6 protein-coding genes and 1 riboswitch are annotated in these 15,155 nt (G+C 65.5%); all 6 genes read left to right on the top strand.

Translation table 11 applies throughout. The features are described from left to right. The first annotated feature begins 57 nt into the window (after positions 1-57). The 6 genes from CURSPS6_RS06790 (at position 58) to CURSPS6_RS06765 (ending at position 15,022) form a co-directional block, all read left to right on the top strand. Positions 58-1,287, top strand: a complete 1,230-nt coding sequence (locus CURSPS6_RS06790) for an MFS transporter (RefSeq protein WP_030015071.1) — start codon at positions 58-60, stop codon at positions 1,285-1,287. A gap of 184 nt (positions 1,288-1,471) precedes the next feature. Next, positions 1,472-1,563: riboswitch (glycine riboswitch) on the top strand. A 121-nt stretch (positions 1,564-1,684) separates the two neighbouring features. Then, the gene (gene gcvP, locus CURSPS6_RS06785) at positions 1,685-4,561 is read left to right on the top strand and encodes an aminomethyl-transferring glycine dehydrogenase (protein ID WP_030015070.1); all 2,877 of its coding nucleotides are present in this window, start codon (positions 1,685-1,687) and stop codon (positions 4,559-4,561) included. 28 nt (positions 4,562-4,589) lie between these two features. Beyond that, a complete protein-coding gene (gcvT, locus tag CURSPS6_RS06780; protein WP_051687692.1) occupies positions 4,590-5,774 on the top strand; it encodes a glycine cleavage system aminomethyltransferase GcvT in 1,185 nt (394 codons plus the stop codon). Positions 5,775-5,828: 54 nt separating this feature from the next. Next, positions 5,829-7,277: an L-serine ammonia-lyase gene (locus tag CURSPS6_RS06775; RefSeq protein WP_030015067.1), complete on the top strand. Its 1,449-nt coding sequence runs from the start codon at positions 5,829-5,831 to the stop codon at positions 7,275-7,277. Between the two features lie 281 nt (positions 7,278-7,558). Next, positions 7,559-11,074, top strand: coding sequence for a DNA-directed RNA polymerase subunit beta (rpoB, locus tag CURSPS6_RS06770; protein WP_030015065.1), 3,516 nt, complete (start codon positions 7,559-7,561; stop codon positions 11,072-11,074). A gap of 54 nt (positions 11,075-11,128) precedes the next feature. Next, the gene (locus CURSPS6_RS06765) at positions 11,129-15,022 is read left to right on the top strand and encodes a DNA-directed RNA polymerase subunit beta' (protein WP_030015064.1); all 3,894 of its coding nucleotides are present in this window, start codon (positions 11,129-11,131) and stop codon (positions 15,020-15,022) included. Positions 15,023-15,155: the final 133 nt, after the last annotated feature.

Raw genomic sequence — 15,155 nt, 5'->3', positions numbered from 1 at the left:
GTCGATGACCGCCGCGGCACACCACCCATTCACCATCACTCGTTCGTGAGGAGAACCATGTCTGAAACATTGAGCGATACCAGCGCGGCGCGCCTGAAGAACGGGCAGCTGCGTCACCTGATCCTGGCGACCATCGCATCGGTCTTCGGGTTTTGGGGGTGGACCATGATCGGCCCCCTCAGCAAGTACTACGCGGGGCACCTGAACCTGAGCACCGGGCACATCGCCACGCTCGTGGCGATGCCGGTGATCGGGGGATCCGTGGCTCGCATCCCCGCGGGCGCCCTGACGGATAAATACGGCGGGCGGGTGATGTTCACCGTGGTGCTGGGCCTGACCGCACCGCTCGTGCTCCTCACCGGGCTCGCCGGAATCCTCGGTAGCTATCCGTTGCTGCTCGTCGTGGCCTTTTTCCTCGGGGTGGCCGGGACCGTTTTTTCCGTGGGCATCCCGTTTTCCTCGGACTGGTATGAATCCCACCGCAAGGGATTCGCGACGGGCGTTTTCGGCGCGGGAATGGCCGGCACGGCGGTCTCGGCGTTCGTCACACCTCGGTTGAACGCCGCGTTTGGTTACCTGCCCACGCACATCATCGTGGCCATCCTGATAGGTCTGATGGCCGTGGCATCGTGGATTTTTCTGCGGGATTCCCCCGCGTGGCGGGACCGGGAACCGGCGCCGATGCTGCCCAAGGTCAAGCACGCCTTCAGCCTCGCGGTGACGTATCAGATGTGCTTCCTGTACGCGATCATCTTCGGTGCCTTCGTCGCATTCTCGAACTACCTGCCGACGTACCTGGGTAACGTCTACGACTTCGACGCGACCGCCGCCGGGACGAGGACCGCGGGCTTCGCGCTCGCGGCGGTCGTCGCTCGCCCCATCGGGGGAAGCATCGCGGACAAGATCGGTCCGCGCCTGGTGACCCTCGCGTCTTTCCTCGGGGTCATTCTCTTCGCCGCGATTCTGGCATTCCAGCCCACTGACGAACGGCACTTCGGCCCGGCATGGGTTCTGATGGCCCTGTGCGTGGGGCTGGGCACCGGAGGGGTCTTCGCGTGGGTCAGCCGGGCGGCACCCGCGTCCGCGGCCGGCACGATCTCCGGCGTGATCGCCGCGGCCGGCGGTCTCGGCGGATACTTTCCGCAGCTATACATGGGGGCCACCTACAACGCCCAGGAGGCGAGTTATTTTGTGGGTCTGATGACCTTGGCGGTGTTCACCCTTCTGGGCGTGGTCCTGACGTTGGTGATGCGTCGCGGTGGATCGGAAAGGGCGTCGACGGACTGAACCCGGGGCGTTTCCACACGTCGGACGGGGGACCGGTCCTCGCTTGGAGGAGACCCCCGGAGGTCCGCCTCGATCGGCCCCGTGGTGGGTCCGGGGCGGGTCCGCCACGGGGAGCGCGATGGCGGCGACCGACCGGTGTTGGACGCTCCCGTGTGGTGTGGCAGACTTGAGAAAAATTGCCGCGGACGCACTTCCGGGAGAGATCCGGTCGAACCGGACGCCGAAGGAGCAAACCCTCCCCGGGAAACTCTCAGGCCCATGAACCGAAAGTGCCAGGCAACTCTGGAAAGGAACCCCACGGTTCCGCCGAAGGGGCAAGGCATCGCGACGTCGCGATGCCGAAAACTCTCAGGTCAAGACACAGAGCGGGGAGGGCAGGTCCGACCCCGGAGAAATCATGTCCTTCATCGATCGCCACCTTGGCCCCCGAACCTCCGACATCTCGTCCATGCTTCGCGAGCTGGGGTATGACACCCTGGCCTCGCTGTCCGATGCGGCCGTTCCGTCGTCGATTCGGCGGTCGGAATCGCTGGTCCTCCCGGGGCTTGACGAGCCGTTGAGCGAGCACGAGGCCACGCGGCGGTTGCGCGGGCTCGCGGATCGCAACCAGGTCAAGGTCCAGATGATCGGGCAGGGTTATTCCGAGACCATCACCCCCGCGGTGCTGCGCCGCAATATTCTCGAAAACCCGGGGTGGTACACCTCCTACACCCCGTATCAGCCCGAGATTTCGCAGGGCCGTCTCGAGGCCCTTCTCAACTTCCAGAACGCGATCATGGACCTGACCGGAATGGACATCGCCAACGCGTCCATGCTCGACGAGGCGACCTCGGCCGCGGAGGCCGTCGTGATGATGCGCCGCGCGAATCGCAAGGTCAAGGGCGGGGCCGTGGCGATCGACTCCCGCTTGCTGCCGCAGACCCTCCGCATCATCGAGGGACGCGTGACCGCCCTCGGCATCGACCACCGGATCGTCGATCTCTCGTCGGGCCTGCCGGAGGAAGAATTATTCGGCGTCATCGCCGCGCAGATCGGGGCCGAAGGGCAGATCATCGACAACACCGAGCTCGCGTCGGCCGCGCACGAGCGCAACGCCTTGGTCACGATCGCGACCGATCCGCTGGCCCTGGCGCTCATCGCGTCGCCCGGATCGCAGGGGGCCGACATCACGATCGGCAGCTCGCAACGGTTCGGGGTGCCGCTCTTCTTCGGCGGCCCTCACGCCGCGTTCATCGCGATCCGGCGGGGGTTGGAGAGGTCCCTGCCGGGACGACTCGTCGGCGTCAGTACCGATGCGTCGGGCCGGCCCGCGTATCGCCTGTCCCTCCAGACCCGCGAGCAGCACATCCGCCGCGAGAAGGCGACCTCCAATATTTGTACGGCCCAGGCGCTCCTGGCGATTGTCGCGGGTGCCTACGCCGTTTATCACGGCCCGGAGGGGCTCCGCCGGATCGCCGAAGAGATCCACGACAAGGCGGCCTACCTCGCCGCCGGCCTGGAGGCCGCCGGTATCGAGGTGGCGCACGAGTCCTTCTTCGACACCGTGACCGCGCTCGTGCCGGGCCGCGCGGACGAGGTGATGGCCGAGGCCCTGAAACGAGGCATCAACCTTCGTCGGGTCGACGCCGATCGCGTGGGCGTAAGCATCGGCGAACCCCACACGTTCGAAGAGATCGACGCGGTTCTTTCGGCCTTCGGCGCCGCGCCCTCGGACCAACCCGGGTCCTACGACCTTCCGGCGGAGCTGCTGCGTCAGGACGATTACCTGGGGCACCCCGTCTTCCACTCCCACCGGAGCGAGACCCAGATGATGCGGTACCTCCGGGAACTCACCGACAAGGATCTTGCCCTCGACCGCACCATGATCCCGCTGGGCTCGTGCACCATGAAGCTCAATGCGGCCGCCGAGATGGAACCCATCTCGTGGCCCGAGTTCGCCTCGATCCACCCGCTCGCCCCGCGGGACCAGGTCGAGGGCTGGACCGAGCTCATTCGCAACCTGGAGGATTGGCTGACGGCCGTGACCGGGTATTCCGCGGTGTCCCTCCAGCCCAACGCCGGTTCCCAAGGCGAATACGCCGGTCTTCAGGCGATTCGCGATTACCACCGTGACCGCGGGGAGTCCGAGCGCGACGTCGTGCTGATCCCGGCCTCGGCTCACGGGACCAACGCCGCTTCCGCCGTGATGGCCGGGCTGCGCGTCGTCTCGGTCGCCACCGCGCCGGACGGTTCGATTCAGCTCGAGGATCTCGCGACCAAGATCGAGAAATACGGTCGGCAGCTCGCGGGCATCATGATCACGTATCCCTCGACGCACGGGGTGTACGAGGAAACCGTCACCGAGGTCTGCCGCCGGGTCCACGACGCCGGGGGACAGGTCTACGTGGACGGGGCCAACCTCAACGCGCTCATGGGGCTCGCGGCACCCGGAGAATTCGGTGGCGACGTCTCGCACCTGAACCTTCACAAGACCTTCTGCATCCCGCACGGCGGAGGCGGCCCGGGTGTGGGGCCGGTGGCCGTGGCACCCCAGCTCGCACCCTACCTGCCCGGAGACGCCGCGGAGCTCGAGACCGACTCAGGAGCCGACTCCCGGCGCGTCGAGGCGGTCTCCCAGGCCTTCTTCGGGTCGGCCGGGGTCTTGCCCATCTCGTGGATGTACATCGCCATGACCGGGGCGGAAGGGCTGCGGGCTTCCTCGGAGGTCGCGATCCTCAACGCCAATTTCCTCGCCAAGCGCCTCTCCGAGTACTACCCGGTGCTCTACACGGGACCCTCCGGACTGGTGGCCCACGAGTGCATCCTGGACCTGCGGGAGCTGACGCAGGCCTCCGGCATCACCGCCGAGGACGTGTGCAAGCGCCTGATCGACTACGGTTTCCACGCCCCGACCCTCGCGTTCCCCGTGGCAGGGACCCTGATGGTCGAGCCCACGGAGTCCGAATCCCTCGAGGAGCTCGAGCGGTTCATCGAGGCCATGGTGCAGATCCACGCCGAGATGACCGAGGTCGCGGACGGCAGGGTCGAGGTCGATCGGTCGGTCTTGCGTTTGGCGCCCCACACCGCCGAGGTGCTGACCGCCGACGAGTGGGATCGTCCGTATTCGCGAGCCGAAGCGGCCTATCCGGTGCCGAGCCTGCGGCGGTCGAAGTATTGGGTTCCGGTTGGGCGCATCGACGGGACCGCCGGCGACCGCCACTTCGTGTGTGAATGCCCACCCATCGAGGCCTTCGACCTGGAAGGCCCTCTCGCCGCCGCCGGCGAGGACGCATAACCGCACCCTGACGCAGAGAGGCACAGACATGACGACCCAGAATCACGACTTCACCCCCAACACCGAGGGCCCGCGCAGGACCATGCTCCACGCGGTGCACGAGCAGCTCGGAGCCAGCTTCACCGATTTTGGTGGTTGGGAGATGCCGCTGAAATACGCCAATGACGTCGCCGAGCACCAGGCGGTGCGCGAGGCGGCAGGCCTTTTCGACCTCTCCCACATGGGCGAGATCAGGATCGTTGGCCCCGAAGCGTGCGCGCTGCTGGACCACGCCCTCGTCTCCTCGTTCGCCAAGCTGGCGGTCGGGCGGGCCAAGTATTCGGTCATGGCCAACCGGGACGGCGGCCTCGTCGATGACCTCATCACCTACCGCCTCGGCGAGCAGGAGTATCTCGTGGTGCCCAACGCCTCGAACGCCGACGCCGTGCTGCGTGAGTTCACGGTGCGCGGCGCCGACTTTGACGCGTCGATCCACGAGGAGACGAGCGCTACCTCCCTCGTCGCCCTCCAAGGGCCGGTCGCGGCCGAGGTCCTCGGGGGCGTGCTCGAGGAATTGAACCTGGCCGACGGCGGTGAGGATCTCGCAGAGCTGAAGTACTACGCCGCGGCCCCGGCCGTCGTCGGCGGGCTGGAGGTTCTCTTGGCCCGCACCGGCTACACCGGGGAAGACGGCTTCGAACTCTACGTCCCCAATGAATCCGCGGTAGAGCTCTGGAACACGTTGCTCGACGCGGGCCGGGACCGGGGCGTGGTCCCCGCGGGGCTCGCCGCACGCGACTCGCTCCGCCTCGAAGCGGGCATGCCCCTGTACGGTCACGAACTCGCCGCCGACGTGTCACCGTATGCCTGCGGACTGGGTAAGATGATCGACATTGCCCTGAAGAACAAGCCGGACTTCGTCGGGAAGGAAGCCCTCCAAGAGGCCCAGAGACGCGCGGACGAACCACGGCAGCGCGTCCTGATCGGCCTTCGCGGGTTGTCCAAACGACCCGCGCGCGCCGAGGCGAAACTGGTGGTCGGCGAGGGCGCCGACCGCCGTGAAGCAGGCGTCGTCACCTCGGGGATCCCCTCGCCGACGCTCGGATATCCCATCGCCATGGCCCGGGCCGAACGCGAGCTGTCCGAGATCGGAACCACGATCACGGTCGAGATCCGGGGCAAGTCCAACGACTTTGAGGTCGTCGGACTGCCGTTCTACCAGCGGTCCAACTAATCACTCGGCTCCGGCCTGCCGGAACCCCAACCCCTGACGGAGGTGTGGAAGGCCATGAAGAGCACCACTGACATCAGCGTCTTCGACCTGTTCAGCATCGGCGTGGGCCCCTCAAGCTCACACACGGTCGGTCCCATGCGAGCGGCGAACCGTTTTGTCTCCGAGGTGATCGGCGCGAACCGGCTCGACGACGTCGCCGAGCTTCGGGTGGACCTCTACGGCTCGCTCGCGGCCACGGGCGCCGGTCACGGGACGATGTCCGCGACCGTCAAAGGTCTAGCCGGATGGATCCCGGAGACCATCGACATCGAGGCGTCCGAACGCATGATCGCGGAGAACCAGGCGACCGGCAAGGTCGTGCTTGCGGGTTTCGCCCCCGAGATCGAACGCTCGACCGCTGGCCGGGAGCACCTCGTGACCGGCCCGGAGGTCGAGGTCAGCGAGGCATCGATGGTGCTTCGCCCGCTGACCGTCCTGGAGAGGCACACCAACGGCATTCGCTTCACGGCGAAGGATTCCGAGGGCCTGCTGATCGACGAGCGGACCTATTTTTCGGTCGGCGGCGGATTCGTCATCGCCGAGGGTGAGGAGGCCGCGGGCGGGGACAGCCTCACCGACGTTCCGTATCCCTACGACTCGGCCGAGGAGCTCGTCGCCCTGGCCAACCAGAACCGCCTGTCCATCGCCGAGCTCAAGATGGCCAACGAGACCACGGTGCGCTCCCGGGAGGAGGTCGAGGCGGGGATCCTGCACATTTATCACGTGATGCGCGAGTGCATCGGTTCTTCGCTCGCGCGCATCGGATACCTCCCCGGGGCGCTCAAGGTGCGGTGTCGCGCGCAACGATGGCACCGCGAATTGCTGAGCGAGGACCCCAATAAGGATCCGCAGTACTCGATCGACTGGGTCAATCTCATCGCGCTCGCGGTCAACGAGGAGAACGCGTTCGGCGGTCGCGTCGTGACGGCGCCGACCAACGGCGCGGCGGGGATCATTCCGGCGGTCTTGCACTACGCCGTCAATTACGTTCCGGAGGTTCGCCACGGCGGGCGCAAGAAGCGCGAACGCGCCGTGATCGATTTCTTCCTGGCCGCCGCCGCGGTGGGGACCCTGTACAAGAAGCGGGCCTCGATCTCCGGGGCCGAGGTCGGCTGCCAGGGGGAGGTCGGTTCCGCCTCGTCGCTCGCGGCCGCGGGCCTCAGCCAGGTGCTCGGCGGCAACGTCGAACAGGTCGAGAACGCGGCGGAGATCGCGATGGAGCACAACCTCGGCCTAACCTGCGACCCCGTGGGAGGGCTCGTGCAGATCCCGTGCATCGAGCGCAACGCGATGGCCGCGGCGAAGGCCGTGAACGCCGCCAAGATGGCGATGCGCGGGGATGGCGAGCACCGGGTTTCCCTGGATCAGGTCATCGAAACCATGCGCCAGACCGGCGTCGATATGTCGAATCGATACAAGGAGACCTCGCAGGGCGGTTTGGCCGTCAACGTCGTGGAGTGCTGACCGCGCGCGACGACGGCGCCCCGCGGGGCCGTCTGGACAAACTTGCGGGGCGCGTGTAGAGTAAAAATTTGCGCTTTCCCTAAATTTTTGTGCCTTCATATAGCGGTGGGTACAACTGATGGATCCAGCTCACGCTTCCAGGCAACCACGACCACCGACTCACTGAGGACGCTCTGACTAGAGGGCGGTCCTCGTGCGCCTTCGATCGCCCGCCGGAATGTGCGAGACCGTGGATCCGGGCAAGCCTTCGTGTACCGACAGGTCTGTGGAAGGATCCAATCTTGGTCGCCTCGAGCACCTCTAATTATGACGCCGCTCTCGCGGAGGGAAACCCGCACGACGGTTCCGCCTCACGCATTTCTTTTGCAAAGATTCACGAACCACTCAGCGTTCCTAACCTGCTTGCCCTGCAGACAGACAGCTTCGACCGCCTCGTCGGCAACGACCGCTGGAGCCAGCGGGTCGTCGAAGCCGAGAAGACCGGCGACGATTCCGTCGAGCGCGTGTCCGGCCTGACCGAGATCTTCGAGGAGATCTCTCCGATCGAGGACTTCCAGGGCACCATGTCCCTGTCCTTCTCGGAGCCCGAATTCGCGGACCCGAAGTACTCCATGGAGGAGTGCAAGGACCGCGACGCGACCTACTCGGCGCCGCTGTACGTCAAGGCCGAGTTCATGAACAACGAAACCGGCGAGATCAAGCAGCAGACCGTGTTCATGGGCGATTTCCCGCTCATGACCGAGTCCGGAACCTTCGTGATCAACGGTTCCGAGCGCGTCGTCGTCTCGCAGCTCGTTCGTTCGCCGGGCGCCTACTTCGAAAAGGCCGCCGACCGCACGTCGGATAAGGACATCTACTCCGCCCGCATCATCCCGTCCCGCGGTGCATGGTTCGAGCTCGAGATCGACAAGCGCGATCAGGTCGGCGTCCGCCTCGACCGCAAGCGCAAGCAGTCGGTCACCGTTCTGCTCAAGGCCCTGGGCTGGACCGACTCGAAGATCCTCGAGGAGTTCGGCGAGTTCGACTCGATCCGCGCAACCCTCGAGAAGGATGCCGTGGAGACCCGCGATGAGGCCCTCATCGACATCTACAAGAAGCTCCGCCCGGGTGAGCCCCCGACGGTCGACGCCGCGCAGTCGCTGCTCGACAACATGTACTTCACCCCGAAGCGCTACGACCTGGCCAAGGTCGGCCGGTACAAGATCAACCGGAAGCTGGGCCTGGACAAGGCCCTCACCGACAACGATTCCTCGGTCCTGACCCAGGACGACATCGTGGCGATGATTCGCTACCTCGTGACCTTGCACGCCGGCGGCCAGTCCATCAAGGGCAAGCGCGACGGCGTCGAGACCGACATCCTGGTCAGCACCGACGACATCGACCACTTCGGCAACCGCCGCATCCGCGCGGTCGGCGAGCTGATCGAGAACCAGATCCGCACGGGTCTTTCCCGCATGGAGCGCGTGGTCCGCGAACGGATGACGACCCAGGACGTCGAGGCCATCACGCCGCAGACCCTGATCAACATCCGCCCGGTCGTCGCCTCCATCAAGGAGTTCTTCGGCACCTCGCAGCTTTCGCAGTTCATGGATCAGAACAACCCGCTCGCCGGGCTGACCCACAAGCGTCGTTTGTCCGCGCTGGGCCCGGGAGGTCTCTCCCGAGACCGCGCCGGCATGGAGGTCCGCGACGTGCACCCGTCCCACTACGGACGTATGTGCCCGATCGAATCCCCTGAAGGCCCGAACATCGGCCTGATCGGTTCGCTCGCGACCTTCGCGCGCATTAACCCCTTCGGCTTCATCGAGACCCCGTACCGCGCGGTCGTCGATGGCAAGGTCTCCGAGAAGGTCATGTACCTCACCGCGGACGACGAGAAGGGCAAGATCATCGCCCAGGCGAACGCCCCCCTCACCGAGGACCAGCGCTTCGCCGAGGAGTACGTGCTGTGCCGCGCCGCCGATGGCTCGGGTGAGGCCGAGGCCAAGCCCGCCGGGGACGTCGAGTTCATGGACGTCTCTCCGCGCCAGATGGTCTCCGTGGCCACCTCGCTGATTCCTTACCTCGAGCACGACGACGCCAACCGCGCGCTCATGGGCGCCAACATGCAGCGTCAGGCGGTGCCGCTGCTCGAGTCCGAGTCGCCGGTCGTCGGTACGGGCATGGAAGGCTACGCCGCGATGGACTCGGGCGATTCCGTGCTGGCCAAGAAGGCCGGCGTGGTCCGAGAGGTTTCGGCCGATCTCGTGGTCGTCGGCAACGACGACGGAACCACGACCTCGTACCCGATCGCCAAGTTCCAGCGCTCCAACCCCGGTAACTGCTACAACCACCGCGTTGTGGTCTCCGAGGGCGACCGCGTCGAGTTCCGCAGCCTGATCGCCGACGGTCCCTCCACGGACCAGGGCGAGCTCGCGCTCGGCAAGAACCTCCTGGTGGCTTACATGTCCTGGGAGGGCCTCAACTACGAGGACGCGATCATCCTGTCCCAGCGCATGGTTTCGGACGACGTCTTGACCTCGATTCACATCGAGGAACACGAGATCGACGCCCGCGACACCAAGCTCGGTGCCGAGGAGATCACTCGCGACATCCCGAACGTCTCCGAAGAGGTGCTGTCGGCGCTCGACGAGCGCGGCATCATCCACATCGGTGCCGAGGTCGAGGCCGGCGACATCCTGGTCGGTAAGGTCACCCCGAAGGGCGAGACCGAGCTGACCCCCGAGGAGCGTCTGCTCCGCGCGATCTTCGGCGAGAAGTCTCGCGAGGTCCGCGACACGTCCCTGAAGGTCCCGCACGGCGAGTCCGGAACCGTCATCGGTGTCCGCGTGTTCGACCGCGACGAGGACGACGAGGACATGCCTCCCGGAGTCAACCAGCTGGTTCGCGTTTACGTGGCCCACAAGCGCAAGATCACCGACGGCGACAAGCTCGCCGGCCGTCACGGCAATAAGGGCGTCATCTCCAAGATCCTTCCGGTCGAGGACATGCCCTTCATGGCCGACGGCACCCCGGTGGACGTCATCCTGAACCCGCTGGGCGTTCCGGGCCGTATGAACATCGGCCAGGTGCTCGAGGTTCACACGGGCTGGCTGGCCAAGCAGGGCTGGAAGATCGAGGGCAACCCCGAGTGGCTCGACAACCTGCCGAACTTCCCCAAGGAATCCGGCCCGACCAAGGTCGCGACCCCGGTGTTCGACGGCGCGGAGGAGCAGGAGATCTTCGACCTCCTGGACCACACGACCCTCAACCGTGACGGCGAACGCCTGATCGACCGCTCCGGCAAGACCATGCTGTTCGACGGACGCACCGGCGAGCCGTTCCCGGAGCCGATCTCGGTCGGTTACCAGTACATCCTCAAGCTGCACCACTTGGTGGACGACAAGATCCACGCCCGTTCGACCGGACCCTACTCGATGATTACCCAGCAGCCGCTGGGCGGTAAGGCCCAGTTCGGCGGACAGCGCTTCGGCGAGATGGAGGTGTGGGCGCTCGAGGCGTACGGCGCCGCCTACACCCTGCAGGAGATCCTGACCATCAAGTCCGACGATGTTCACGGTCGCGTGAAGGTCTACGAGGCCATCGTGAAGGGCGACAACATCCCCGAACCGGGTGTTCCCGAGTCCTTCAAGGTGCTCATCAAGGAAATGCAGTCTCTGTGCCTGAACGTCGAGGTCCTCTCGACCGAAGGCAATGCGATCGAAATGCGCGACTCGGAGGACGAAGGATTCCGGGCTGCCGATGAGTTGGGTATTGACCTCTCCCACAACGAGCCGAGCTCGGTCGAGGAAGTCTAAACACCCCTCATCCACACCAGATCCTTCTAGAGTTTTTTGAGAGAAAAGGACCCCATGTCCAACGAATCTTCACTTGGTTTGATGCGGATTGGCCTGGCCACCGCGGAAGATATCCGAAACTGGTCGTACGGTGAGGTCAAGAAGCCGGAGACCATCAATTACCGCACCCTGAAGCCGGAGAAGGAAGGCCTGTTCGACGAACGGATCTTCGGTCCGACGCGCGACTGGGAATGCTACTGCGGCAAGTACAAGCGCGTGCGCTTCAAGGGCATCATCTGTGAGCGCTGCGGCGTCGAGGTGACCCGCGCCAAGGTGCGCCGCGAGCGGATGGGCCACATCGAGCTGGCCGCACCGGTCACGCACATCTGGTACTTCAAGGGCGTTCCCTCGCGTTTGGGTTACCTGCTGGATCTCGCGCCGAAGGATCTCGAGAAGATCATTTACTTCGCCGCGTACATGATCACCTGGGTTGACGAGGAAGGTCGCCACGACGATCTGCCGAACCTTCAGGCGGCTCACGATAAGGACAAGAAGGCCCTCGAATCCGAGCGCGACTCCGACATCGCGGCGATCGCCAAGGAGACCGAGGAAGAGCTCGCCCGCATCGAGGCCGAAGGTGGCAAAGCCGCCGAAAAGCGCAAGCTGCGTGACTCCTCCGAGCGTCAGATGGCCCAGGTCCGCAAGCGCGTGGACGCCGAGATCGCCCACCTGGATCAGGTCTTTGACCGCTTCAAGAACCTCAAGGTCAGCGACCTCGAAGGTGACGAGGCGCTCTACCGCTCGATGGTCGACAAGTACGGCATGTACTTCGAGGGCTCGATGGGCGCAGAGTCCATCAAGCGCCGTCTCGAGAACTTCGACATGGAAGCCGAGGCGGGTGCCCTCAAGGAGATCATCCAGAACGGTAAGGGACAGCGGAAGACCCGTGCGCTCAAGCGACTCAAGGTCATCAACGCCTTCCTGACCACGGACAACTCGCCGCTCGGCATGGTCCTGGACGCGGTTCCGGTCATCCCGCCGGAGCTTCGCCCGATGGTTCAGCTGGACGGCGGCCGCTTCGCGACCTCCGACCTCAACGACCTGTACCGTCGCGTGATCAACCGCAACAACCGCCTGAAGCGTCTGCTGGATCTCGGCGCCCCCGAGATCATCGTGAACAACGAGAAGCGCATGCTCCAGGAGGCCGTGGACTCGCTGTTCGACAACGGCCGCCGCGGCCGCCCCGTGACGGGACCTGGCAACCGCCCGCTCAAGTCGCTCTCCGACATGCTCAAGGGCAAGCAGGGACGCTTCCGCCAGAACCTGCTTGGTAAGCGCGTCGACTACTCGGGTCGTTCCGTGATTGTCGTCGGCCCCCAGCTGAAGATGCACCAGTGTGGTCTGCCCAAGCAGATGGCCCTGGAGCTGTTCAAGCCGTTCGTGATGAAGCGCCTGGTCGAGTTGAACCACGCGCAGAACATCAAGTCGGCAAAGCGCATGGTCGAGCGTTTCCGCCCGCAGGTCTGGGACGTCTTGGAAGAGATCATCACCGAGCACCCCGTGCTGCTGAACCGTGCGCCAACCCTGCACCGCCTGGGCATTCAGGCCTTCGAACCGCAGCTCGTCGAGGGCAAGGCCATCCAGCTTCACCCGCTCGTTTGCTCGGCCTTCAACGCCGACTTCGACGGTGACCAGATGGCCGTGCACCTTCCGCTGAGCCCCGAGGCGCAGGCCGAGGCGCGCGTTCTCATGCTCTCCTCCAACAACATCCTCAAGCCCTCCGACGGCCGGCCCGTGGCCGTTCCGTCGCAGGATATGATCATCGGTCTGTACCACCTGACCACGGTCCGCGAGGGTGAAAAGGGAGAGGGGCACGCGTTCTCGTCCCTCGCCGAGGCCCTGATGGCCATGGAGCGTCACCAGATCCACCTGAATTCGCGCGTGAAGATCATCCTCGATGACTTCGTGCCCTACGAGGGATGGGAAGCCCCCGAAGGATGGGAGCAGGGCCAGCCGGTTCTGGTCGAGTGCACCGTGGGCCAGGTCCTGTTCAACGAGACCCTGCCGGCCGATTACCCGTGGTTCCGCGGCATCGCCGACAAGAAGGGCCTCGGCCAGCTCGTCAACGATCTCGCCGAGAACTACCCGATGGTCGACGTCGCGCGGACCTTGGATAACCTCAAGGACACCGGCTTCTACTGGGCCTCGCGTTCCGGCGTGACGGTCGCCGTCTCGGATATCGCGACCCCTCCGAGCAAGCCCACGATCATGGCAGGCTACGAGCAGCAGGCCGACGAGATCCAGGGCCAGTACGAGATGGGTCTGATCGACGACGACGAGCGTCGTTCCGAGCTGATCGACATCTGGACCAAGGCGACCGACGAGGTGGCCGAGGCGATGCGCGACAACCTCACCGACCTCAACACGATCAACCGCATGGTGTCCTCGGGCGCCCGTGGTAACTGGATGCAGGTCCGTCAGATCGCGGGTATCCGTGGCCTGGTGGCCAACACCCGTGGCGAGATCATGCCCCGCCCGATCAAGTCGTCCTACCGTGAGGGCCTGTCGGTTCTGGAGTACTTCATCGCGACCCACGGTGCCCGTAAGGGCCTCGCGGATACCGCGTTGCGTACCGCGAACTCCGGTTACCTGACGCGTCGTCTCGTCGACGTGTCGCAGGACGTCATCGTGCGCGAGCTGGACTGCCAGACCCGCCGCGGCCTGGTCTTGCCGCTCGTGCAGATCGACGCGGACACCGGAAGCATCTCGCTCCACGAGGACGTCGAGAACTCGATTCACGGTCGTATCCTCGCGGTCGACGTCAAGGACTCGGACGGAAACGTTCTGGTTGCGGCCGGTGAAGATGTCTCCGACGCCGTCATCCAGAAGCTGTACCAGGCGGGTATCCAGGAGGTGCGCGTCCGTTCGGTCCTGACCTGCGAGTCGGCCGTGGGCGTGTGCGCCAAGTGCTACGGACGGTCCATGGCCTCCGGCAACCTGGTGGACATCGGCGAGGCCGTCGGCATCATCGCGGCTCAGTCCATCGGTGAGCCGGGCACCCAGCTGACCATGCGTACGTTCCACACCGGTGGTGTGGCTTCCGCGGAGGACATCACCCAGGGTCTGCCCCGTATTCAGGAGCTCTTCGAGGCCCGTACCCCGAAGGGCGTGGCCCCGATCTCCGAGATCGCCGGTCGCGTGACCATCGAGGACACCGAGAAGGCCCTGAAGATCGTCGTGACCCCGGACAGCAAGGACGACGAGGCCATCGCCTACCCGATCCTGCGTCGCGCGCGCCTGCTCGTGGAAGACGGCGAACGCGTCGAGGTCGGCCAGCAGCTGGTCTCGGGTGCCGTGGACCCCAAGGAAGTTCTGCGTATCCGCGGTCCCCGCGAGGCGCAGAAGCACCTGGTGGACGAGGTCCAGGGCGTGTACCGCTCGCAGGGTGTGGGCATCCACGACAAGCACGTGGAGGTCATCGTGCGACAGATGACCCGTCGCATCACCGTGATCGAATCCGGCGAGACCGATCTGCTTCCGGGCGAATTGGTCGAGACCGTGCAGTTCCAGCAGGCGAATAAGAAGGCCGTCACGACGCAGCAGCGTCCCGCGGCCGGGCGTCCGGAACTCATGGGCATCACCAAGGCCTCGCTGGCCACGGATTCCTGGCTCTCCGCGGCCTCCTTCCAGGAGACCACTCGCGTCCTCACGCAGGCCGCGATGGAGGGCAAGTCCGACCCGCTGGTCGGGCTCAAGGAGAACGTCATCATCGGTAAGCTCATCCCGGCGGGTACCGGTCTCGACCGTTACAACGACGTCGAGATCGAGCCCACCGAGGAAGCCCGCGAGAAGATGTACGCCAACTCCACCGGGTTCGGCGACTTCAGCTACGCGGCCGAGAACGACGCCTCCGTGGCCGCCGAGTTCCAGGCCATCCCGCTGGATGACTACGATTTCGGCAGCAACTAACCACCCCGTCGCGGACCTGCCCTAGGGCAGGTCCGCACGGCACGACGGCCGGTTTCCCTCCTTCCCGGAGGGGGACCGGCCGTCGTCGTTGGCGGGGGAGTTCCGAGCCCGCCACGGGCCCCTCCCGCCGCGC

Source organism: Curtobacterium sp. S6 (assembly GCF_000710345.2).
In the GTDB taxonomy this organism is placed as follows: domain Bacteria; phylum Actinomycetota; class Actinomycetes; order Actinomycetales; family Micrococcaceae; genus Rothia.
This window is presented reverse-complemented; position numbering and strand designations above follow the sequence as displayed.

What these genes read in the sequence shown, in the direction of transcription:
- CURSPS6_RS06790 (WP_030015071.1), top strand. Translation starts at nt 58, where the DNA reads ATGTCTGAAACATTGAGCGATACCAGCGCGGCGCGCCTGAAGAACGGG.
- gcvP (WP_030015070.1), top strand. Translation starts at nt 1,685, where the DNA reads ATGTCCTTCATCGATCGCCACCTTGGCCCCCGAACCTCCGACATCTCG.
- gcvT (WP_051687692.1), top strand. Translation starts at nt 4,590, where the DNA reads ATGACGACCCAGAATCACGACTTCACCCCCAACACCGAGGGCCCGCGC.
- CURSPS6_RS06775 (WP_030015067.1), top strand. Translation starts at nt 5,829, where the DNA reads ATGAAGAGCACCACTGACATCAGCGTCTTCGACCTGTTCAGCATCGGC.
- CURSPS6_RS06765 (WP_030015064.1), top strand. Translation starts at nt 11,129, where the DNA reads ATGTCCAACGAATCTTCACTTGGTTTGATGCGGATTGGCCTGGCCACC.